20 protein-coding genes are annotated in these 20,669 nt (G+C 63.2%); 11 read left to right on the forward strand and 9 right to left on the reverse strand.

All coding sequences use genetic code 11. The features are described 5' to 3' along the window. The first annotated feature begins 132 nt into the window (after positions 1-132). Complete coding sequence (locus IB228_RS07245; protein WP_183639106.1) at positions 133-516, forward strand: H-NS histone family protein; 384 nt, start codon at positions 133-135, stop codon at positions 514-516. A gap of 120 nt (positions 517-636) precedes the next feature. Here the strand turns inward: IB228_RS07245 and IB228_RS07250 are convergent, their stop codons facing one another. After that, positions 637-1,881 carry a threonine/serine exporter family protein gene (locus IB228_RS07250; RefSeq protein WP_183639108.1) on the reverse strand — a complete coding sequence of 415 codons (1,245 nt, stop codon included), beginning with the start codon at positions 1,879-1,881 and terminating at the stop codon, positions 637-639. An 89-nt stretch (positions 1,882-1,970) separates the two neighbouring features. On the opposite strand from IB228_RS07250, the gene IB228_RS07255 reads away from it, so the two are divergent. The 5 genes from IB228_RS07255 to IB228_RS07275 are packed head-to-tail and all read left to right on the forward strand — an operon-like array spanning position 1,971 to position 6,331. Beyond that, positions 1,971-2,867, forward strand: a complete 897-nt coding sequence (locus tag IB228_RS07255; protein ID WP_183639110.1) for a DMT family transporter — start codon at positions 1,971-1,973, stop codon at positions 2,865-2,867. Next, on the forward strand, positions 2,864-3,979 hold the full coding sequence (locus tag IB228_RS07260; RefSeq protein ID WP_183639112.1) for an ABC transporter permease: 1,116 nt from the start codon (positions 2,864-2,866) through the stop codon (positions 3,977-3,979). Before IB228_RS07255 ends, IB228_RS07260 begins: the two co-directional genes overlap by 4 nt. A gap of 4 nt (positions 3,980-3,983) precedes the next feature. After that, a complete protein-coding gene (locus tag IB228_RS07265; RefSeq protein WP_183639114.1) occupies positions 3,984-4,778 on the forward strand; it encodes an ABC transporter ATP-binding protein in 795 nt (264 codons plus the stop codon). A 3-nt stretch (positions 4,779-4,781) separates the two neighbouring features. Next, complete coding sequence (locus IB228_RS07270; protein ID WP_141455600.1) at positions 4,782-5,708, forward strand: MlaD family protein; 927 nt, start codon at positions 4,782-4,784, stop codon at positions 5,706-5,708. Next, positions 5,705-6,331: an ABC-type transport auxiliary lipoprotein family protein gene (locus IB228_RS07275; protein ID WP_183639116.1), complete on the forward strand. Its 627-nt coding sequence runs from the start codon at positions 5,705-5,707 to the stop codon at positions 6,329-6,331. Before IB228_RS07270 ends, IB228_RS07275 begins: the two co-directional genes overlap by 4 nt. A 33-nt stretch (positions 6,332-6,364) precedes the next feature. Here the strand turns inward: IB228_RS07275 and IB228_RS07280 are convergent, their stop codons facing one another. Then, positions 6,365-6,955 (reverse strand): alpha-ketoglutarate-dependent dioxygenase AlkB, encoded by a 591-nt coding sequence (locus tag IB228_RS07280; RefSeq protein ID WP_183641210.1) that lies wholly within the window; start codon positions 6,953-6,955, stop codon positions 6,365-6,367. Positions 6,956-7,070: 115 nt separating this feature from the next. On the opposite strand from IB228_RS07280, the gene IB228_RS07285 reads away from it, so the two are divergent. After that, a complete protein-coding gene (locus IB228_RS07285; RefSeq protein WP_183639118.1) occupies positions 7,071-8,696 on the forward strand; it encodes an electron transfer flavoprotein-ubiquinone oxidoreductase in 1,626 nt (541 codons plus the stop codon). Positions 8,697-8,785: 89 nt separating this feature from the next. Here the strand turns inward: IB228_RS07285 and IB228_RS07290 are convergent, their stop codons facing one another. The 3 genes from IB228_RS07290 to IB228_RS07300 all read right to left on the reverse strand — a co-directional run bounded on the left by IB228_RS07290 (position 8,786) and on the right by IB228_RS07300 (position 12,626). Next, positions 8,786-11,110, reverse strand: a complete 2,325-nt coding sequence (locus IB228_RS07290; protein WP_183639120.1) for an FG-GAP-like repeat-containing protein — start codon at positions 11,108-11,110, stop codon at positions 8,786-8,788. Positions 11,111-11,253: 143 nt separating this feature from the next. After that, positions 11,254-11,886 carry a CoA transferase subunit B gene (locus IB228_RS07295; RefSeq protein ID WP_183639122.1) on the reverse strand — a complete coding sequence of 211 codons (633 nt, stop codon included), beginning with the start codon at positions 11,884-11,886 and terminating at the stop codon, positions 11,254-11,256. Beyond that, positions 11,886-12,626 carry a CoA transferase subunit A gene (locus IB228_RS07300; RefSeq protein ID WP_141455594.1) on the reverse strand — a complete coding sequence of 247 codons (741 nt, stop codon included), beginning with the start codon at positions 12,624-12,626 and terminating at the stop codon, positions 11,886-11,888. The genes IB228_RS07295 and IB228_RS07300 overlap by 1 nt, the downstream gene beginning before the upstream one ends. Positions 12,627-12,739: 113 nt before the next feature. Here IB228_RS07300 and IB228_RS07305 point away from each other — a divergent pair, with 113 nt between their 5' ends. The 4 genes from IB228_RS07305 (at position 12,740) to wecB (ending at position 16,671) form a co-directional block, all read left to right on the forward strand. Then, entirely contained in the window at positions 12,740-13,672 is a 933-nt protein-coding gene (locus IB228_RS07305; protein ID WP_183639124.1) for a hypothetical protein, read from the forward strand. A gap of 77 nt (positions 13,673-13,749) precedes the next feature. After that, on the forward strand, positions 13,750-14,496 hold the full coding sequence (locus IB228_RS07310) for an electron transfer flavoprotein subunit beta/FixA family protein (protein ID WP_183639126.1): 747 nt from the start codon (positions 13,750-13,752) through the stop codon (positions 14,494-14,496). A 94-nt stretch (positions 14,497-14,590) separates the two neighbouring features. Then, positions 14,591-15,529, forward strand: a complete 939-nt coding sequence (locus IB228_RS07315; RefSeq protein ID WP_183639128.1) for an electron transfer flavoprotein subunit alpha/FixB family protein — start codon at positions 14,591-14,593, stop codon at positions 15,527-15,529. Between the two features lie 17 nt (positions 15,530-15,546). Then, positions 15,547-16,671 carry a UDP-N-acetylglucosamine 2-epimerase (non-hydrolyzing) gene (gene wecB / locus IB228_RS07320; protein ID WP_183639131.1) on the forward strand — a complete coding sequence of 375 codons (1,125 nt, stop codon included), beginning with the start codon at positions 15,547-15,549 and terminating at the stop codon, positions 16,669-16,671. 26 nt (positions 16,672-16,697) lie between these two features. Here wecB and IB228_RS07325 read toward each other — a convergent pair whose 3' ends face one another. Genes IB228_RS07325 through IB228_RS07340 form a run of 4 tightly spaced genes read right to left on the reverse strand, consistent with a single transcriptional unit; the run spans position 16,698 to position 20,668 of the window. Continuing rightward, positions 16,698-17,417, reverse strand: coding sequence for a DUF6270 domain-containing protein (locus IB228_RS07325; RefSeq protein WP_220094184.1), 720 nt, complete (start codon positions 17,415-17,417; stop codon positions 16,698-16,700). 29 nt (positions 17,418-17,446) lie between these two features. Further along, the gene (locus IB228_RS07330) at positions 17,447-18,145 is read right to left on the reverse strand and encodes a class I SAM-dependent methyltransferase (protein ID WP_183639135.1); all 699 of its coding nucleotides are present in this window, start codon (positions 18,143-18,145) and stop codon (positions 17,447-17,449) included. Positions 18,146-18,200: 55 nt separating this feature from the next. Next, on the reverse strand, positions 18,201-18,704 hold the full coding sequence (locus tag IB228_RS07335) for a hypothetical protein (protein ID WP_192197979.1): 504 nt from the start codon (positions 18,702-18,704) through the stop codon (positions 18,201-18,203). Positions 18,705-18,712: 8 nt separating this feature from the next. Then, entirely contained in the window at positions 18,713-20,668 is a 1,956-nt protein-coding gene (locus IB228_RS07340) for a glycosyltransferase (RefSeq protein WP_183639139.1), read from the reverse strand. Between the last annotated feature and the right edge of the window lies 1 nt (position 20,669).

Here is a 20,669-nt window from a genome sequence, read left to right on the forward strand (position 1 = left end):
ACAATTCGGGGCGGATATTTGTCGATTCACTGACATTATTCGCCCCGATTTGTTTCTGCAAAGCCGCATGGCTAAGATGCAACTCCCGCCATGGACAGGTGATATTCCCTTTCCATACATCCGGAGAACTAGATGTCGATTGATTTGCGTGGCCTGTCGGCCAAAGAACTGGGCACCCTGATCGAGAAGGCCCGCCAGCAGCAGACGAAACTGGCCAAGCGCACTCCCATCGCTGCCATTCGCAGCAGAATCACCAAGTTCGCCAAGGCCGAGGGCTATACCATCGAGGAACTGTTCGGCACGGCAGGCAAGGCTCCCGCGGCACGTGGCCGCAAGGCCGCCGCCAAATCCGCTCCGCGCGCCGGCCGCAAGCTCGGCAAGGTGGCGCCCAAGTACCGCAATCCCGCCAATCCCAAGGAAACCTGGACCGGACGCGGCAAGCAGCCGCGCTGGCTGGCCGCGCACACCGCCAAGGGCAAGAAGCTGGAAGACTTCCTGATCAACAAGAAGAAGTAATCCGCTTCATCGCAAAGTAAAAAAGAACGCCACGGACTTCGGCCCGTGGCGTTTCTTGTTTTGGGAGGTGGATTTTCGGGCCGATGCCCGGTCCTGACGGAATCCGGCCAGCATCAGGATTCAGAGATTCTTTCGCGCCGATACCACCAGATTGCCGAACAGCAGCCCCGCGATCAGCGCCATCACGATATTGGTCACGCCCAGCAGTGCGGACTGGCCGACACCGACGTCCTGCTGCTGGACCAGCGTCATCAGTCCGCGCAGGCTCGCGCTGCCCGGGACCAGCATGAGGATGCCCGGTACCCGGATCAACGCGCCGGGCCGGTTGGCCCAGCGCGCGAAGGCATTGCCCGCGGCGGTCAGCACCAGTGCCGACAGGAAGATGCCCACCGGCGCCCCCCATGCCTCGCCGGCGAAGCGCGAGATGCCGTAACCGGCGAAAGCCGCCGCCATCACCCACGGGTAATCGCGCCGATGCGCCTTGAACAGCACCGCGAACGCATACGCGGCCAGCACCATCGACGACCATTCCACCCATTCCGGCTGCGGCCGCGACGCGCGCACTTCCGGATACAGGCCCACCAGTTCCGCCAGCGTGACCGCGATCAGGCTGCCGACGGTAAGTTTCAGAATCGTCGCCATCGCACCCGCGAAGCGGGCCACGCCGGACACCAGGTGCTGGCTGGTCAGCTCGTTCACCGAGTTGGTCAGCGCCATGCCGGGCAGCAGCACGATCAGCGAAGCGATGATGACCGTGTTGAGATTCAGCGGCGCGATGAAGTTGGCGATCAGGATCGCCACGAAGCCGGCCAGCAGCGCCGACAACGCATCGCTGGCTTCCTTCATCTGCGGCCGTCGCGCGATCACATGGCCCAGCAGGCCAATCAGCAAGCCGATCAGGCCGGCGGTGGCGATATCCAGCCACGGCAGCCGCCACAGTCCGGCGACCGCGCCGGAGGCCAGCCCCGAGGCCAGCACCTGCATCGCCCGCCAGCGGGCGCTCGGCCTGCGATCCAGCGAGCGCAGCGCGGTATGCCCCTCGGCCACGCTCATGCGCCCGGCGACCACGTCCTCGGCGATCCGGTCGGCCTCGCTCAATTTGTGCAGGTCGTTTTCACCCGGCGCCAGCCGGATCACCCGGGTCGTGTCGCTGGCGCCCAGCGGACGCGCCGGATCATTGAAACTCAGGATCAGCCCGGTCGGATTCGACCACGGCTCGCAATCCAGTCCAAGCCGCTGCGAGAGCGCGGCCACCGCCGCTTCCAGGCGCTGGGCGGTGGTGCCGTAGCTGTGCAGGCGGCTGGCGATCTCGCAGACGAAGGCGATGCGCTGGGCGTAGGTGGCGGAAGCCGAATTCTCTGACATGTCACAAAGGTTGGAGCCGGCTTCGCCGGGGGTGGGCCGCGAGGGTATTGCGTAAACTGATCGCGGTCGGCGCAGCATAAAGGTGGACGTTGAGTATTGGTATCGGCGAGGCGCTGGCGCTCGGCAGCGCGGCCGCCTGGGCGGTGGGCGTGATCCTGGCGCGCCAGCTGGGCGCGACCCTGCCGCCGCTGGCGCTCAACCTGATGAAGAACGGACTGATACTGGCGCTGCTGGCGCCGGTGGTCCTGTTCCTGCACGCCGGCCAATGGCCGCAGATGCCGATGCGCGATGTCGCGCTGGTGCTGGCCAGCGGCGTGCTCGGCATCGCCGTCGCCGACACCCTGTACTTCCGCGCGCTCAACGAACTGGGCGCCGGCCGCATGGGCGTCATCGGCAACCTCTACAGTCCGCTGGTGCTGCTGATGGGTTTCCTGTGGCTGGACGAGCGCCTGGGCGCGCGCCAATGGCTGGGCTTCGGCCTGGTCGGCCTGGGCGTGCTGCTGGTCACCCGCCCGCCGCGGGAATGGCGGACACATCCCGCCCACACGTTGCGTGGCGTGCTGATTGGCATGAGCGCGATTGCGCTGATGGCGATCGCGATCGTGATGGTCAAGCGCATCCTCGAGGAACAACCGTTGCTCTGGGTCACCGTGCTGCGCCTGGCCGGCGCGGTCGCCGGCCTGCTGCTGATCGCCGCCCTGCCCGGTCTGCGCCGCCATCGCGCGTTCGATCCCGGCAAGGTGCCGTGGCACCGGCTGATCCTCGCCGCGGTGATCGGCCAGGGGCTGTCGATGGTGCTGTGGCTGGGCGGCTACAAATACACCTCGGCCTCGGTGGCGGCCATCCTCAACGAGTCCGCATCGGTATTCCTGGTGATCCTCGCGGCGGTCTGGCTGCGCGAACCGCTGGGCCGGCGCGGCGCGGTCGGCGTCCTGCTTACGTTCAGCGGCATAGCCTGTATGCTGCTGGGCCGAGCGACGCCATGACCCGAACCGACGCACGCCCGCAGTTCCAATCCGACCCCTCCGAACCCTCGCGGGTGCGGCTGGAAGGCGATTGGACGCTCGCGACCGCCCTGAAGGTGGCCGAGCGCCTGCGCGAAGTCCCCGAAGGGGTGACCGAGCTGGACGCCACGGGCATCGCCCGCATCGATTCGGCCGGCGTGCTGCAACTGCTGCGCTTCGCCAGTCGGCGCAAGCTGGCGCCGGAGGCGCTGCTGTTCCGCGAGGATCATCAGGCGCTGGTCTCGACCATCGAGGATGTCGCCGATGATCGGCCGCCGCGCAAGCGCGACTACGGCTTCCTGGCCGCGTTGTCGCGCCTGGGCGAACGGGTCAGCGAGAACGGGCACGAAATCGTCGCCCTGCTCAGCTTCACCGGCGAGAATCTGGTCAAGCTGGCACGGATGGTCAAGGAACCGCGCCGCTTCCGCGCCATCGCCACCGTCTCGCACATGGAGCAGGTCGGCCTGGACGCCGTACCGCTGGTCATCCTGCTGTCGTACATGGTGGGCGCGGTCATCGCGTTCCTCGGCTCGACGGTGCTGCGGGACTTCGGCGCCGAGATCTTCGTGGTCGAACTGGTCAGCATCGCCTTCCTGCGCGAGTTCGCGGTCCTAATGACGGCAATCGTCCTGGCCGGCCGCACCGCATCGGCCTTCACCGCCCAGATCGGCGCGATGAAGAGCCGCGAGGAGATCGACGCGATCCGGACCCTGGGCCTGGATCCGGTGGATCTGCTGGTGATTCCGCGGCTGGTCGCCCTGTTGGTGATGCTGCCGCTGCTGACCTTCATTTCGATGATGGCCGGCCTGGCCGGCGGCGTGACGGTGGGTGCGTTCGACCTGGACATTCCCCCGCAGATGTACCTGGCGCGCATGCACGACACCATGGAGGTGCGGCATTTCCTGGTCGGCCTGTCCAAGGCGCCCGTGTTCGCGCTGGTGATCGGCCTGATTGGCTGCCTGCAGGGCCTGCAGGTCACCGGCACCGCGCAATCGGTCGGCGAGCGCACCACCTCCAGCGTGGTGCAGACGATCTCGCTGGTCATCATCCTCGACGCGCTGGCCGCGTTGTGGTTCATGCACATGGGCTGGTGACGCGATGGCCGATACGAGCGACGACGCGATCATCCAGGTCCGCGGACTGGTCAACCGGTTCGGCGAGCAGGTCGTGCACGATGGCCTGGACCTGGACGTGCGGCGCGGTGAAATCCTCGGCGTGGTCGGTGGCTCGGGCACCGGAAAATCGGTGCTGATGCGGGCCATCCTCGGCCTGCGCGCGCCGCAGGCCGGCAGCATCCGCGTGCTCGACACCGATGCGCTGTCAGAAGACCCGCAGGCGCGCCTGCACATCGAGCGCAACACTGGCGTGCTGTTCCAGGATGGCGCCCTGTTCTCCTCGCTGACCGTCGGCGAGAACGTGCAGGTGCCCCTGAAGGAGCACCACGGCGAGTTGCCCGACAGCTGGCGCTATGAACTGGCGCTGCTGAAGATAAAACTCGCCGGCCTGCCGGCCGACGCGCTCAACAAGCTGCCCGCGCAGCTGTCCGGCGGCATGCGCAAGCGCGCCGGCCTGGCACGCGCGCTGGCGCTGGACCCGCCGCTGCTGTTCCTGGACGAGCCCACCGCGGGCCTGGACCCGATCGGCGCCGCCGCGTTCGACCGCCTCATCAAGACGCTACAGGAAGCGCTGGGCCTGACGGTGTTCCTCATCACCCATGACTTGGACACCCTGTACGCTATCTGCGACCGGGTCGCGGTACTGGCCGACCGCAAGGTCGTGATCACCGCGCCGCTGGCGGAGGTGGAGCGTTTCGATCACCCCTGGGTCCAGGAGTATTTCCACGGCCCCCGGGCCAGGGCCGCCCGCGGCGAGCCCGAACAAGAGGAAGCCTGAAACATGGAAACCCGTGCCAACTACGTCCTCATCGGCGCCTTTACCCTGGTGACGGCGGCGGCGCTGCTGCTGTTCGGCCTGTGGGCGGCGAAATACTCCTCCGAACGCACCTGGCAGCAATACCAGATCGTGTTCCGCGAAGCGGTCACCGGCCTGTCGGTCGGCAGCCCGGTGCAGTACAACGGCATCGCCGTGGGCTCCATCACCAAGCTGTCGCTGGCCCCCAATGACCCGCGCCAGGTGGTGGCGAGCATCCGGGTGGAGTCCTCCACCCCGATCAAGACCGACACCCGCGCCAAGCTGGCCATCACCAGCCTGACCGGCCCCACCATCATCCAGCTCAGCGGCGGCACCCCGCAGGCGCCGGCGCTGACCTCGGTGGACAAGCGCGAGGCCCCGGTCATCCAGACCGCGCCGTCCGCGCTGCAGAACATCACCGACACCGCCAACCGGATCGTCGAACGGCTGGATGAAGTGCTGAGCGACAAGAACGTCGCCAGCATCGCGGCGACCTTGCAGAACCTGGAGAACATCAGCGGTTCGCTGGCCAACCGCGACGAGGGCCTGCAGGCGCTGATCGTCAGCGCGCGCGACGCGGCGAAGAAGCTGGATGCGACCCTGACCACCACCAACGGCGCCATCGAGCGCATCGATCAGAATCTGGTGCGGCAGCTGCCGCCCCTGCTGAACAAGCTGGACGCCACCCTCGCCAAGCTGGATTCGGCCGCCGGCAACGCCGACGCCATCCTGGGCGAGAACCGCGCCGCCATCAACAGCTTCGCCAACGATGGCCTGGGCCAGCTGGGTCCGACCCTGACCGAGTTGCGCGGCCTGGTCCGCGACCTGCGCCGGGTCAGTGATCGGCTGGAAGGCAACCCCACCCGCTACCTGCTCGGCCGCGACGCACCCAAGGAGTTCGAACCCAAATGAAGGCGCTGCGCATTCCCGTCTCCCTGTCGCTGGTCCTGCTGGCCGGCTGCTCCTCGATCCTGGGCAGCGGCCCGCGTGAACCCACCACCATCTACGCACCGGAAGTCCGGGTCACGGCCGACCCGAACTGGCCGACCGTCGCCTGGTCGCTGGTCATCGCCAAACCCACCGCCGCGCGCGTGGTCGACAGCCCGCGCATCTCGGTACGGCCGGCGCCGGGTGAACTGCAGGTCTACAAGGGCGCGTCGTGGTCGCAACCGGCGACCGAACTGCTGCAGGACGCGGTGCAGCGCACGCTGGAGGATTCCGGCCGGATTCCCGCCGTTTCCAGTGCCGACGCCGGCATCCTGGGCGACTACCGGCTGGTGATGGACGTGCGCCGCTTCGAGGCCGACTATGCCGGCCAATCGGCGCCGGCCGCGACCATCGAGGTCAACGCCAAGCTGGTGCAGAACCGCAGCCAGCGCGTGGTCGCCTCGCGCACCTTCCAGCAGGTCCGGCCAGCCGGTTCGACCGACGTCGCACAGGTGGCGACCGCGTTCGAGCAGGCGCTGTCCGCCCTGACTGGCGAGATTGCCGGCTGGGTGCTGGTCAGCGGACAGGCCGACGCCAGTCGCCCCTGAGCGCTTTGCCGTCCTGTCCGCGCATGCCGGCCGCTACCCGCGGCCCGGCGCCGGATGGATGAGGCGGAAGGTCAGGTTGATCCGCTCGCCCACCGGCCGCGCCGTGCGCGGGAGCGCATGGCGGTAATGGCGCTGGGTGTCGCCCGCCATCAGCAACAGGCTGCCATGCGGCAGATCCAGGGCCAGTCGGCTTTCCGCCCGTTCACGGTGCTTCAGCGCGAAGCGGCGGGTGGCACCCAGGCTGATCGAGGCGATTGCCGGCGCCTCGCCCAGTTCCGGTTCGTCATCGCTGTGCCATCCCATCGCATCGCGCCCGTTGCGGTAGCGATTGAGCAGCACGCTGTTGAACGGCGTACCCAGCGTATCCCGCAGGCGTGATGCCAGCCGCTTCACGTCCGGATGCCAGGCGCGCGGCTCGAACAGCGCGCCGGAGTAGCGATAGCGCGCTTCCGGTTCCCCCATCCAGCAGCTCAGCCGCGGCGAATCCACTTCCCGCCCGAACAGGCGGATGCGATGCACTTCCCACGGCACCCCCGCCATCACGCTGGCGAACAGGACGTCGGCCTCCTCCGGTTCCAGCCACTGTGGCCACAGGCGCAAATGCGCCCCCGGCAGGTCAATCATTCCATCCGGCAGCAGCGGCAGGGGTATGGTCATCGCACGCCATGCTCGCGGATTTGCCCCACCCCGCGCAAACCCCGAAAATAGCCGCAGCCTAACGCCACGAGGAAGCCCAGCCATGTCCGAAGCCGAACGCGATGTCATGGAGTACGACGTCGTCACCGTCGGTGCCGGTCCCGCGGGCCTGGCCTTCGCCATCCGCCTGAAACAGCTCAACCCGGAAATCTCGGTCTGCGTGATCGAGAAGGCCAGCACGGTCGGCGCGCAGATCCTGTCCGGTGCGGTGATCGAACCGGCGCCGCTCGACGCCCTGCTGCCCGGCTGGCGCAACAATCCGCCACCGGTCTGCGTGCCCGCGAAGGACGATGAGTTCTGGTTCCTCAGCAAGACCGGCGGCCGTAAGGCGCCCATCGTCCCGCCCGGCATGCGCAACCATGGCAACTTCATCGTCAGCCTCGGCGCGATGTGCGCCTGGCTGGCGCCGCAGGCCGAGGCGCTGGGCGTGGAAATCTATCCCGGCTTCGCCGCCGCCGAGACCCTGCACGACGAAAGCGGCAAGGTGGTTGGCGTGCGCATCGGCGACATGGGCGTGGCCAAGGATGGTTCGCACAAGCCCGGCTACACCCAGGGCATCGACATCCGCGCCAAGGTCACGGTGCTGGCCGAAGGCGCCCGTGGTCACCTGACCAAGCGGCTGGTCAAGCGCTTCGGCCTGGACAAGGACAGCGACCCGCAGGGCTATTCGATCGGCATCAAGGAACTGTGGCAGGTGCCGGAAGGCCGGGTCAGCCCCGGCAAGATCGTGCACACCATGGGCTGGCCGGCGGACGGCAAGATCTATGGCGGCAGTTTTCTCTACCACCTGGACAACAACCAGATTGCGCTGGGCTACGTCAGCGGACTGGACTACGCCGATCCCGAGTACAAGCCGTGGGAGGCCTTCCAGCAGTGGAAGAACCACCCGATGATCAAACCGCTGCTGGAAGGCGGCAGCATCCTGTCCGCCGGCGCACGCGCCATCGTCACCGGCGGCTGGCAATCGCTGCCCAAGGTGGAAATGCCCGGCGCGCTGCTGATCGGCGACACCGCCGGCCTGCTCAACGTGCCCAAGATCAAGGGCACCCACCAGGCCATCCGCAGCGGCATGCTGGCCGCCGAACACCTGGCCGGCAACAGCCTGGAACCAGCCGGCTTCGATGCCCGTTTGCGCGCCTCCGAGGCGATGAAGGAACTGAAGCAGGTCCGCAACATCAAGCCCGGCTTCAAGAAGGGCATGTGGTTCGGCCTGCTCAACGCCGCCTGGGAAACCGCGACCGGCGGACTCTCGCCGTGGACGCTCAAGGTCAAGCCGGACTGGTCGTCGCTGGACAAGATCGGCCAGCACGAGGAACCGCGCCGCGACTACGTCGAGCGCACGCTCGCCCCGCGTGACCGCCTGCAAGGCGTCTACTACGCCGCCACCGAGCACGACGAGGACCAGCCGGTCCACCTGAAGGTCGCCGACACCTCGATCTGCGTCACCCGCTGCGCCGAGGAATACGACAACCCCTGCACCCGCTTCTGCCCCGCCGGGGTCTACGAGATCGTCGACGATACCATGGCGGATGGAAGCAGCGGCAAGCGCCTGCAGATCAACGCCGCCAACTGCGTGCACTGCAAGACCTGCGACATCAAGGACCCCTACGAGATCATCACCTGGGTGACCCCGGAGGGTGGTTCGGGGCCGAACTATCAGAATCTATAGAACCGTCGGTTGTCCGGTGGGACAGGAGTAAGCAAAAAGAAGCCCCGCAACTGCGGGGCTTCTTCATTCACTTGGCCAAATGTCAGACTTTACCTGGCAGGCTGCGGCATCCACGCCCGGTCAATTGTGGAAACCGCTTGTTGAGTAGTTGCGTTCGCGGACTTCCAAATGGTGCTATTGCTGGCATTGCGCCAGAGAATGTCGGCATTGCCGTCACCGTCATAGTCACCGATGTCCACAACTTTCCAATACGAAGCAACGGAGCTGACGCTTTGCTGCTGCGTCGCGATTGCACTTCTCCAGATGACGTTACTGCCCGCCGAACTGCTGTTGCGCCACAAAATGTCGGCGTTGCCATCACCGTTGAAATCACCAACGCCAGCCACGAACCAATAGGTCGCGACCGAGGTCACGGCTTGGGTAGAGCTGGAACTGGCGGAACGCCAGATGACATTGGCGCCAGTAGTTGGATTACGCCACAGAATGTCGGATCGACCGTCTCCGTTGAAATCGGCAATTCCGGCGACCCGCCACACGGCATCCAGCTTACCCACGGCTTGTTGAGACGATGCAACACCTCCCTTCCAGATGGTGTTGTTGCTACCGTTACGCCAGAGAATGTCCGACTTTCCGTCACCGTCAAAATCACCAATGCCGACAACTTTCCAATAAGTCGCGACAGAACTGATCGTCTGTTGGGTTGTTGCGCTCCCACTTTTCCAGATGGCGTTTGCACCGGTGGTCAGATTTCGCCACAGGATATCGGCCTTGCCGTCACCGTCAAAATCACCGATACCGACAACCGTCCAGGGAGCATTCAAAGAATAAACATGCTGCTGCGTTGACGAGTTGGCTGTTTTCCAGATGACGTTGCCCGCGGTCGATGAGTTCCGCCAAAGGACGTCCGACCTCCCGTCGCCATCAAAGTCATTGGCCGTGCCGCGGAAGGGAACCACCGTCGCCCGGAACTGCGCCACCACCGGAATCGTCTGGTTCAAGCTGCGCGCATTGTCGGCCGAGTTCGCAACTCCACAAGCGCTGGCTGGGGTTCCGCAGGTCGTGAGGTTCGGATTGGAGAACAGGCGGTACGGCGTCTGGCCCGCATCACCATAAGCCATGATGGTATAGAAGTTGCCAGCCGTGTTCTTGTAGCCGTACGAGTAGGGGTAACGACCTGGGGTGTTGTTGGAATTGGCCTGATCATGGGCCGAGCCCAGCAGATGGCCAACCTCATGCACCATGCTTTCGGCTGCGCAATAGTAACTGTTGCCATCCGCGCCCAAATCATCGCCGAAGCTGACCACGCCGTAACCCCACTTGGCATCCTGAGCCGGGGTCACGGTGGCACCGTTGGCGCCAATCAACCAGGCAATACCGCATCCCTGGTGCTCAGGCTGCTGGAATCCACGAACCAAAAGCGCGACATCGGCGCCGTACTGATCACGCGCGGTACGCAGCGGGGTCAGTGTTGCAGGAATGGTGACGTTGCTGGCGCCATTGCTGCCGGTGAGTTCATACAGGGCCGTCTGATTTGCGTTGGTGTCCGTATAGGAGACTTCCTGGGCGTTCACCAATCGCAGATAGCCATTGACCTTGCTGTTGCTGAGGCCTTGGTTCGCGACCTGCAACAGGAAGGTCAGTGCCGTCGTCACGGACTGCTGCTTCAGGGCCGCCTGGTTGCGGAAGCCAGCGGTGTAACCCACCGCTACGTCAATCGTATTGACTCCGGTCGGAGGAGCCGCCATGGCGACAGCGTTCTGCGCAACCTGCGCCTTGGCCGCCAACGCCTGGCTCACAGCCGTGTCCACCAGGCCACTGGCCTCCGGAATCGCCATGTCGTTATGGCCAACATTCGGTGAACGCACCTTGGTCGGATCCATCTGGACCGCATAGAGGCCGGTACCACGCGTGCGGATGCTGAGCGGTGGTTTGCCGTTGCCCTGCGGAATGGAGGCGAAGACAGCTTCCTCACCGAAGGTGATGATGGCTTCCTGCATGGGATCACCACCTTCCACGCGGCCAACCCAGGTCCAGTTGCCGTCGATGCCCTCGTCGTGGCGTTCGTACTTGAGCTTGACCTCGCTGCCATCCGGCAGGGGCACGGTCATGTGGCCGGTCACCACACCCTTGAGCGCGTGCTCTTCGCTCATGCTCACCGGGTAATAGGTAAAGGCGCCTTCGCGCTTCACCGGCTTCCCCTGGTTCTGATAGGCCATCAGCGTCCCGCGATCGGGTGCGTTGGCAATCGAATGATGGACGTCGCGGCCGGATGGGGTCATCCCCGCCCGGGCCTGTGACTTGAGTGAATCGCCTCCTGCGGAGCCATGCAGCGCAGCCATCTGGCTGTCGGACTTCTGGCCGCTGCAGGCGGCCAACAAAACTACGGCGGCGCATGCGCCGAGGCGAAACTTCATGCGAACCCTCAATCTGGCTGGTGTTGCCCCTGAATCGGGAAATATAACCCAGCTCGCGGCTTCCCGGCCGTGAAGCCGGGTTTCACACGACGGGAGGGGCGGCATCGTACAGGTTGTCTTAAGCCGCCCCTGCCCCTCCTTTTTCAGGAGGTCCGGATGGGTACGCCGGTCTTGTCCCTGAGTTCGTCAAGGGTGACGCCGTCCGCAGTTTCAACCAGGGCCAGCCCCTCCGGGGTGACGTCGAACACGGCCAGGTCGGTGATGATCCGGTTCACCACCCCGACGCCGGTCAGCGGAAGGTCGCACTGGGGCAGGATCTTGTGGCTGCCGTCCTTCGCCACGTGCTCCATCAGCACGACGATGCGCTTGACCCCGGCGACCAGGTCCATGGCGCCACCCATGCCCTTGACCATCTTGCCGGGCACCATCCAGTTGGCCAGGTCGCCCCGGTCGGTGACCTGCATGGCGCCCAGCACGGCCAGGTCGATGTGGCCACCCCGGATCATGCCGAACGAATCGTGGCTGCCGAAGTAGCTGGCACCTGCCCGGGCGGTGACGGTCTGCTTGCCGGCGTTGATCAGGTCGGCGTCGACTTCGTCCTCGGTCGGGAACGGGCCGATGCCCAGCAGCCCGTTCTCGGACTGCAGCCAGACGTCGATGCCGGCGGGGATGTGGTTGGCTACCAGGGTCGGCAGGCCGATGCCCAGGTTCACGTAGGCGCCATCGGTCAGTTCGCGCGCGGCGCGCTGTGCCATCTCGTCGCGGGTCCAGGCCATCACTTGTCTCCTTGGCGCACGGTGCGCTGTTCGATGCGCTTCTCGGGATTCGGGTTGTGAACGATGCGATCCACGTAGATGCCCGGCAGGTGGACGTGGTCGGGGTCAATCTCGCCGATCTCCACGACCTGCTCGACCTCGGCCACGCAGATTTTCCCGGCCATGGCGCAGGCGGGATTGAAGTTGCGCGCCGTCTTGCGGAACACCAGGTTGCCGGCCTTGTCGGCCTTCCAGGCCTTGACCAGCGACACGTCGGCCACCAGCGCGGTTTCCATCACGTACCAGTGCTCGCCGAACTGACGGGTCTCCTTGCCCTCGGCCACCACGGTGCCGTAGCCGGTACGGGTGAAGAAGGCCGGAATGCCGGCGCCGCCGGCGCGCAGACGCTCGGCCAGCGTGCCCTGCGGGTTGAATTCCAGCTCCAGTTCACCGGCCAGGTACTGGCGCTCGAACTCCTTGTTCTCACCCACGTAGGACGAAATCATCTTGCTGATCTGGCGGGTCGCCAGCAGTTGCCCCAGGCCGAAACCGTCGACGCCGGCATTGTTGGAGATGGCCGTCAGCCCCTTCACGCCGCTGTCCCGCAGCGCGGCGATCAGCGCTTCCGGGATGCCGCACAGGCCGAATCCGCCGACCGCCAGGATCTGGCCATCCGCCACGATGCCATCCAGCGCGGCGGCGGCGCTGGGAAAGAGTTTCTGCTTGCCCGTCTTGGGGGCCGCGTTCGCGGTTTCAGCCATTGGCAGGATCCATCTCGGGAAATGTCCGCCATTCTACCCGTGCCCCCCCTGCGCAACAGGTACTTTCGGGCAATGGCAACACCCGCTCGACCATGCCCCCTACACTGCACGCCATGACTGCCATCGCCCTCATCACCGCCATCTCCGCCACCGGCCACGATGAAGATCTTCCACCGCTGCTGGCCGCCTGCGAGCGCGCCGGGCTATCGGTCCGCGCACTTGCCTGGGATGACGCGTCGGTGGGCTGGAGCCGCCTGGATGCCGCCTTGCTGCGCTCGCCCTGGGACTACACCGAGCGCCTGGCCGAGTTCATGGCATGGTGCGAGCGCGCGGCGCATTCCCTGGCACTGTTCAATCCGTTGCCGGTGGTCCGCTGGAACACCGACAAGCACTATCTGGCCGATCTGGCCGCACTCGGCGTACCCGTCGTGCCGACGGAGTTCGTCGAACCCGACGCCGAACCGATGGAGGCCCTGCAGGCGTTCCTGGCAAAACACCCGTCCGCGGAATTCGTGGTGAAGCCGACCGTAAGCGCGGGTGCGCGTGATACCCAGCGTTACCGTCGCGATCAGGAGTTCGCCGCGGGCAACCATCTGGCACGCCTGCTGGACGCCAACCGCAGCGCGATGCTCCAGCCGTATCTGTCGGCCGTGGATGCCGACGGGGAAACCGCCCTCATCCACATCGACGGCGTATTCAGCCACGCCATCCGCAAGGCCGCATTGCTGAAGGCCGGCGACACACCGCCGCTGGATCCGCATGCTTTCGGCGATATCCAGGCGCGGGAACCGGCCGACGACGAACGGCAGTTGGCCGATCAGGTGCTCGCCGCGGCCACCCGGCTGCTCAAGCTGGAAGCTCCCCTCCTGTATGCGCGCGTGGACCTGCTGCGCGGGATGGACGGCGTGCCGCGCCTGCTGGAACTCGAACTGACCGAGCCTTCCCTGTTCTTCGCCCAGGCCCCGGAGTCCGCCGGCCGGCTGGCCGAGGCCCTGGCGGGAAGGCTCGCGAACGGCACCGTACGGACTCGCACGGATATCGGCTGACCGCTAGAATCAGCGTTCTGCCCTCGGCCAGCCGCCGCGGCCGGGCCTCTCCGTAGCACTGAAGGAATTCCCAGAGGATGAAGATTCTCGTCGCCTACAAGCGCGTGGTGGACTACAACGTCCGCATCCAGGTCAAGCCGGACGGGTCCGGCGTGGTCACCGACGGCGTCAAGCTGTCGGCCAACCCCTTCGATGAAATCGCGCTGGAAGAAGCCCTGCGGCTGCGCGACAAGGGCATCGCCACCGAGGTCGTGGTCGCCACCATCGCGCCGGCCGACGCCCAGGCGCACCTGCGCAACGGCCTGGCCATGGGCGCCAACCGCGCCATCCACGTGGTCACCGACCAGCCGATCCAGCCGCTGACCGCCGCCCGCACCCTGCTCAAGCTGATCGAGAAGGAACAGCCACAGCTGGTCATCCTGGGCAAGCAGGCCATCGACGACGATGCCAACCAGACCGGCCAGATGCTGGCCACCTTGTGGGGCCGTCCGCAGGCGACCTTCGCATCCAAGCTGGAAATCGCCGGCGACAAGGCCACCGTGACCCGGGAAGTGGACGCCGGCCTGGAAACCCTGGAAGTCGACCTGCCAGCGGTGGTCACCACCGACCTGCGCCTCAACGAGCCGCGTTTCATCAAGCTGCCGGACATCATGAAGGCCAAGAGCAAGCCGCTGGAGACCCTGCAACTGGCCGATCTCGGCGTGCAGGCGGCCGATACCCTGAAGACCACCCATTACGCCGCCCCGGCCAAGCGCAGCAAGGGCGTGATGGTCAAGGATGCGGCCGAACTGGTCGCCGCGCTCAAGGCCAAGGGCCTGCTGTAACCCATCGTTCCCTCTTCTTCCGGGAAGAGGGTCGCGGCGATGGCGCGACGCGGAAACGCAGGCGCGCCACCGCCAGAATTCTGGAGATTCCGCAATGTCCAAAGTCCTCGTCATCGCCGAACACCTGGACGGCAAGCTCAACAGCGCCACCGCCAAGACCGTCAGCGCCGCCCAGGCCCTGAAGCCCGACAGCATCGATGTCGTGGTGCTGGCCGCCGATCCGGCCGGCATCGCCGCCGAAGCGGCGCAGGTCGCCGGGGTCGCCCGCGTCCTGACGGTCGCCAATCCCGCCAACGCGAACGCCATCGCCCAGGTGCTGGCTCCGCAGATCGCGCAGTTGGCCGCCGGCTACACCCATGTCTTCGGTCCTTCCACCACTTTCGGCAAGGATCTGATGCCCTGCGTCGCCGCGCTGCTGGGCGTGGCCCAGGTGTCGGACGTGATGAGCGTCGAGGGCAGCCACGTGTTCAAGCGCCCGATCTACGCCGGCAACGCCATCATCACCGTCGAGGCGCCGGCCGATCAGACCGTCGTCGCCACCGTCCGCAGCGCTTCCTGGCCGGAAGCGGCCAAGGGCGGCAGCGCCAGCATCGAGGCGGTCACCGCCGACGCCTCCCTGCCCTCGCATACCCGCTACCTCGGCCTGGCTGCCGGCAAATCCGACCGCCCCGACCTCCAGAGCGCAAAGCGCGTGGTCTCCGGTGGCCGCGGCGTCGGCTCGGCGGAGAACTTCAAGATCATCTACGACCTGGCCGACAAGCTGGGCGCGGGCGTCGGTGCCTCGCGCGCCGCGGTCGACGCCGGCTATGTCCCGAACGAACTCCAGGTCGGCCAGACCGGCAAGATCATCGCCCCCGAGCTATACGTGGCCGTCGGCATCTCCGGCGCCATCCAGCACCTGACCGGCATCAAGGACGCCGGCACCATCGTGGCCATCAACAAGGACGCGGAAGCCCCGATTTTCGAGATTGCGGACATCGGGCTGGTGGGGGATTTGTTCAAGTTGCTACCGGAACTGGAAGCGGCCCTGTGAGCGCGCGGTAAAGCATGATGAAGAAAGTGATGGTGGTGTTCGGCACGAGGCCGGAAGCGATCAAGATGGCGCCCGTGGTACACGCACTCAGGGCTCACCCTCTGTTGCAGCCACAGGTGGTGGTAACTGCGCAACATCGCCAGATGCTTGATCAGGTGCTGGATATCTTCCAGATAGAGCCTGACCAGGATCTCGATATCATGCGCCATGGACAGACTCTGCCGGAGCTAACGGCACGAATCGTCAGTGGTATGTCACCCTTGATCAGCGCCATGGCCCCGGACATCGTCCTGGTCCATGGAGATACCTCGACAACACTATCGACAGCGCTGGCGGCGTTCTACGCCAAGGTTCCAGTTGGCCATGTAGAGGCAGGACTGCGGACCGGGGACATGCATGCCCCCTGGCCAGAGGAAATGAACCGGCGGCTCACTGCGCCGCTAGCCAATCTCCATTTTGCGCCAACTGCCCAATCCCGGGAAAATCTGCTTCGCGAAGGAATTCGCGCTGACAGCGTGCACGTAACGGGCAATACCGTCATCGATGCACTACTAGCCGTTGATTCCCGGCTGCGTACCGAGCCGACACTGTCCGCACGGATGCAGGAACTATTTCCATTCCTCGACCCCAACCGCAAGCTGCTACTAGTGACGGGGCATCGTCGAGAGAACTTCGGTGATGGCTTCGAACGCATCTGCAAGGCGATCTCGAATCTGGCGGAACGTGATGATCTGCAGATCGTCTATCCCGTGCACCTGAATCCCCACGTCCAGGAGCCTGTAAATCGCCATCTTTCAGGGTCATCAAACATCCATTTGATTGCTCCCCAGGACTATCTTCCATTCGTCTATCTGATGCAGCAATCACATGTAATTCTCACCGACTCCGGTGGTGTCCAGGAAGAAGCGCCTTCTTTGGGCAAGCCCGTATTGGTCATGAGAAACACTACCGAACGCCCAGAGGCTGTGGAGGCGGGCACCGTCACGCTAGTCGGGACGGATACGGACAGAATCCATGCGCAGGTATCGCAATTACTCGATGATCCCGCTCGCTACGCTTCCATGTCGCAGGCACACAATCCATACGGGGACGGTCTCTCAGCAACCCGTATAGCGTCGATTATTGCAGATACCCTTCGCTAGTGGTTCGCGACATCAGACTCAGCTGATCATTGCCTCTGCGTAATTTTCGCGAGTTCGGCCACCGTGTGGTCGTAATATGTCTGGGTGAAGTGATAAGGAGCCTTGCCCCACCGATGGTTGGGGTCTGCACGCACAACCGACTCCGGATAATCGATGTATCGAAGTGACCAATGCTTCTCCAACGCATCGTACAGCCGCGAGAGAATCTCATTGTTATCCTTAATCCAACGGATACTAGAGGCATCGCTGCCATCCTCGAACTTTTCTGCCCAGAACGCTCTGTTTATCACGAGCTTGCTTCGATCGACACTCCCAAGCAAGCGACTCACGCCCGCCAACCAGAGAGTGAGAAACTCTTCAGAATCTGGGGTAAGCAGCACTCTTCCTTCCGACTGGAATCCAGCGTGTTCAAGTTCACCCGACAGACTGAAGCAAGTATTCCCCGCCAGAACGAGCTTGAATCTCTCGTCAATGAAATCCAGCAGCAGGATATCGTGCGGATTCCCCGCTAATAATGTCCCAGTGGTTTTGTCGAGGTCATTGAAAAGCATCCTCCGCTGGAAAGGGCTTTGCAAGGAAGCGACCAAATCCCGCACCTGGACCTCGCTAACTGGATCCAGACCAAAACTAGCCATGGATGTTCGCGCTACGTACTGCCGAATCGCGAATAAATCCTCATTTCCCTCCAACGCGTCCCTGGACACACAGCTCCCTAGGATGAATACGTTGCGTGCTTTGTTATGCATGGATGCTGCAACCTTCGTTGACTACCGCTTCAGCGCTGACGCTCAACAATGAAACAAAACTGCCCGCACACCGTCAGTTTCTGGTAAGCCAACTGCTGCACGCTCCAGCCTGCCTCTTTCGATTTCTGCTCTATTTCCTGGTTCAACGGGGATTCTTCCGCAAACCAACGGTTGAAAGTCGGATCATTGCCTCGATACAAACGGGTAATCAAGGTGATTGCATCGATGCCAGGACGAATCTCACGCAACCTCAGCCCGGCAGCCTCCACCAGTTTCTTGAAACCGAATGGCGTGAAGTTCCAGTAGCTGTACGAGTGATATGGCTCCAGGTGCGATGTTGAACCAGCGAAACAACCATCCACTTTCAGCACGCGCGCTATATCCGAAAGCAATTGCTCAGGATGGCGGACGTGCTCGAAAACCTGACGGCTATAGATCAGATCGACACTGTCACTTTCCACCGGAATGTTAACGCCATCGAACGTGCGAACCTCGCCATCCGTACGCGTTCGCGCTCTTACTTCGGGAGAATCCTCGATATCGACACCAATCCACTTCGCGGTCGGCGCCGACTGACGAAAAATATCCAAAGAGACACCCGTTCCGCATCCAAGATCGACAATGGTCGCGTTCTCGCGAAGTTTCCGACCGAGCGCCCATGCATATTCCGTCGCCTGGAACTGGCGCGCAGTGTCAATCGGCAAGCTGTCTTTGAGTTCATTCCACATCGCGTTCCCCACTCCCGTTGAGCATGCCGACAAACGGCATGCCCAGGCCATGATCTCAGTCGTTCCAGACCATGTAGATCGTACCCTTGGCTCCCTCTGACAGAGCAAGACGGCCATCCGCGGGACTGACCGTCACCGTCACGCGACGCTCGGGTCTTGCGTAGTCACCCACGATCTCGGCTCCCCGCGACAAGGTCTTATATCGCCGGTACCCCTTTCCAGCCAGCGACAGTTCCAGCGCGCTATCAACTTCGGCGACATCGACATCCATGAACTCGATCACCGCCCGGTGAATGACCTTGCCGTCGACCTGCTCCTGTCCAGTGGACCTGATCTTGTGCGGAAAGGTGAGCTGCAAACCAGCGGGGAGCATCGACGGAGCCGCCGCGCCGGCGGCCGGCACCTGCGGCTGTGTTGCGGCCTGGTTTTCCGCCGTGGCGGCAGCCCCGGTCGATTCCGGATTTTCGGGTGGCTTGCATGCGCTCAACAACAAGGCCCCGAATATCAGCGCATAAATTTTCATCGTATTTTTCCCTGAAAAATTGATAAGGCAGATCACACTCACAGTCAGAAGAGATCTGCAACCTCTCGTCTGAACCTACTCACGAAAGCACTCATTGTGTAGTTTTCACGCAGGAAATTCCTGCCTCTCAGCGCCGCCTCCTTGAACCGCGAGTAGTCCTGATGTTCGACGATATGGGCTTTGATGGCGTCCAAATCGGGGAAAACGGTCTCGGATTGATAAATATACTCGACCCCCCGCCAGTCGAGAAAAACCCCTTGCGCCCCTGCCGCGAATCCATCCGCCGGTGCAATATGAAAGCTCTCCGGGAGTTCACTGTCATCACTGACCGAAAGGACAAAGCCCGTATTGCTAAGTGCGACGGTCAAGTCACTGTATCCCTTCTGATGAACATGACTCGCCAGACCATTTCTCTCGAGATAGTTTTGACATTCCTCAAAATAAGCATCTTCTTCCTGGTTCCGGGTGGTCCAGCTAGTATCGGAGTATGACTTCCCGTAAACGGACAGATTGTAACGGGAGTCCAACTCCACCAATGCCTTCAATAGTTCGAGCGAACGCAGGTATCCCTTACGGGAAGGCAACGTGCCGATAATGGCGAGATTGAATACTCGGGCGGGGTCATCGTTGGATGCATAACTATCTAGGTTGATGTAGTTCGGGACAAGACGTATTTTCTTGCGCGCGTAGCCGAAGCGCTCGATCAACATCTCGAAGTAAAACAGTGATACCGCGATATACAGGTCAACTGCCGCATCGTTCACCCGATTTCCCAGGTCCCGCGCAAGCTCGAAACGATGAGCCCTGACGATTAACTTCTGATCCGGTCGCTTGTTGTTCGAATACCATACCGCGTTTCCGAGAAGCCACTCGCAGAATATTACTTCTGCCCAATCCAGGCACTCCTTGGACCGCGCCAGGTCATGCGTCGCATGTCCGGTCCATTCATCGATTCGAATGCTGAAGTACTCCGAGAGGCCAGGCAGCGCCTTTTCGATGAACTGGAGCCCATACCCTGCTACAAGCAACCGCGGTTTCACCTGCTCCTTGAAAACCGAAAAATCGCCCGCCCTTATCGACTTCACCAGATCCTTCAGGCGCGTACCGTAGTTGAACTTCTCTATAGCCGACCAGTGCTCGTTGATGAAAACGCTAAAATCACCAAAAAGCGACTCATCAATGTCCCAGCGATTGAACTTTATCAACGACAGCAACGCCGTCTGCAATCCTACTTGCAGGCGCATCGATACATAGCTCAATCCGATGGTTTTCAACTTCGCGTCTGCCGATTGCCATACCCGAAGATGATTGCGCAACTCGCGCGCGCCGTACTGCCTGGTGGATGAGGCTATCCGCGTGGCCACCTTGTTATACACAAAGGTAGGATGATCGATGTAGCCAATCCTCTTTGCAGCCAGAAGTACGTCGATCAGGTAGAGCGTGTCCTCCCCCATGCGCAGCACCGGATCCCAGCGGATCCCCTTCGAGACCAGCAAGGATCTGCGTATCAGGCTCGGCACGGTGGTGCTTTGCTGACGAATTATCCCCTCGATGATTGACTTCTTTGGCGTGCCGGCAGAAAAACCCTTAATTCTGTTGGCATCCGTGAATGAACTGCCATCGAATACTCTCAAATACCCGCGCAAGACACAGAGATCCTGATCGATTGCCTGGCGCGTGTGCCGCTCTAACGTATCTGGCAGGATCTCGTCGTCACAATCGAGATAGAAGATATATTCGCCTCTGGCCGCATCGACACCCATGTTCCGTGGCTCAGATGGAGAGCCGCTGTTGGAGACCCTGCGGATGACCCTCCACCTCGTTCCGTCCACGACCTCCGTTTGCCGCAGAAGGTAGTCGGCCGTCCCATCGCTGGAGCAATCGTCGACAAAAATAACTTCATACTCACCGACCGGCATCGTCTGCTTTCGCAGCGATGCCAAACAGCGCTCTATCTTCCCAATCGCATTGTGGCAGGGGATGATGATGGATACTTTCATT

The organism is Pseudoxanthomonas sp. PXM04 (genome assembly GCF_014851695.1).
Taxonomy (GTDB): domain Bacteria; phylum Pseudomonadota; class Gammaproteobacteria; order Xanthomonadales; family Xanthomonadaceae; genus Pseudoxanthomonas_A; species Pseudoxanthomonas_A beigongshangi.

Coding starts and splice junctions, on each gene's coding strand:
- IB228_RS07285 (WP_183639118.1), top strand. CDS start 7,071: ATGTCCGAAGCCGAACGCGATGTCATGGAGTACGACGTCGTCACCGTC.
- IB228_RS07290 (WP_183639120.1), bottom strand. CDS start 11,110: ATGAAGTTTCGCCTCGGCGCATGCGCCGCCGTAGTTTTGTTGGCCGCC.
- IB228_RS07270 (WP_141455600.1), top strand. CDS start 4,782: ATGGAAACCCGTGCCAACTACGTCCTCATCGGCGCCTTTACCCTGGTG.
- IB228_RS07310 (WP_183639126.1), top strand. CDS start 13,750: ATGAAGATTCTCGTCGCCTACAAGCGCGTGGTGGACTACAACGTCCGC.
- IB228_RS07265 (WP_183639114.1), top strand. CDS start 3,984: ATGGCCGATACGAGCGACGACGCGATCATCCAGGTCCGCGGACTGGTC.
- wecB (WP_183639131.1), top strand. CDS start 15,547: ATGAAGAAAGTGATGGTGGTGTTCGGCACGAGGCCGGAAGCGATCAAG.
- IB228_RS07300 (WP_141455594.1), bottom strand. CDS start 12,626: ATGGCTGAAACCGCGAACGCGGCCCCCAAGACGGGCAAGCAGAAACTC.
- IB228_RS07250 (WP_183639108.1), bottom strand. CDS start 1,881: ATGTCAGAGAATTCGGCTTCCGCCACCTACGCCCAGCGCATCGCCTTC.
- IB228_RS07315 (WP_183639128.1), top strand. CDS start 14,591: ATGTCCAAAGTCCTCGTCATCGCCGAACACCTGGACGGCAAGCTCAAC.
- IB228_RS07245 (WP_183639106.1), top strand. CDS start 133: ATGTCGATTGATTTGCGTGGCCTGTCGGCCAAAGAACTGGGCACCCTG.
- IB228_RS07280 (WP_183641210.1), bottom strand. CDS start 6,955: ATGATTGACCTGCCGGGGGCGCATTTGCGCCTGTGGCCACAGTGGCTG.
- IB228_RS07340 (WP_183639139.1), bottom strand. CDS start 20,668: ATGAAAGTATCCATCATCATCCCCTGCCACAATGCGATTGGGAAGATA.
- IB228_RS07295 (WP_183639122.1), bottom strand. CDS start 11,886: ATGGCCTGGACCCGCGACGAGATGGCACAGCGCGCCGCGCGCGAACTG.
- IB228_RS07305 (WP_183639124.1), top strand. CDS start 12,740: ATGACTGCCATCGCCCTCATCACCGCCATCTCCGCCACCGGCCACGAT.
- IB228_RS07330 (WP_183639135.1), bottom strand. CDS start 18,145: ATGTGGAATGAACTCAAAGACAGCTTGCCGATTGACACTGCGCGCCAG.
- IB228_RS07275 (WP_183639116.1), top strand. CDS start 5,705: ATGAAGGCGCTGCGCATTCCCGTCTCCCTGTCGCTGGTCCTGCTGGCC.
- IB228_RS07260 (WP_183639112.1), top strand. CDS start 2,864: ATGACCCGAACCGACGCACGCCCGCAGTTCCAATCCGACCCCTCCGAA.
- IB228_RS07325 (WP_220094184.1), bottom strand. CDS start 17,417: ATGCATAACAAAGCACGCAACGTATTCATCCTAGGGAGCTGTGTGTCC.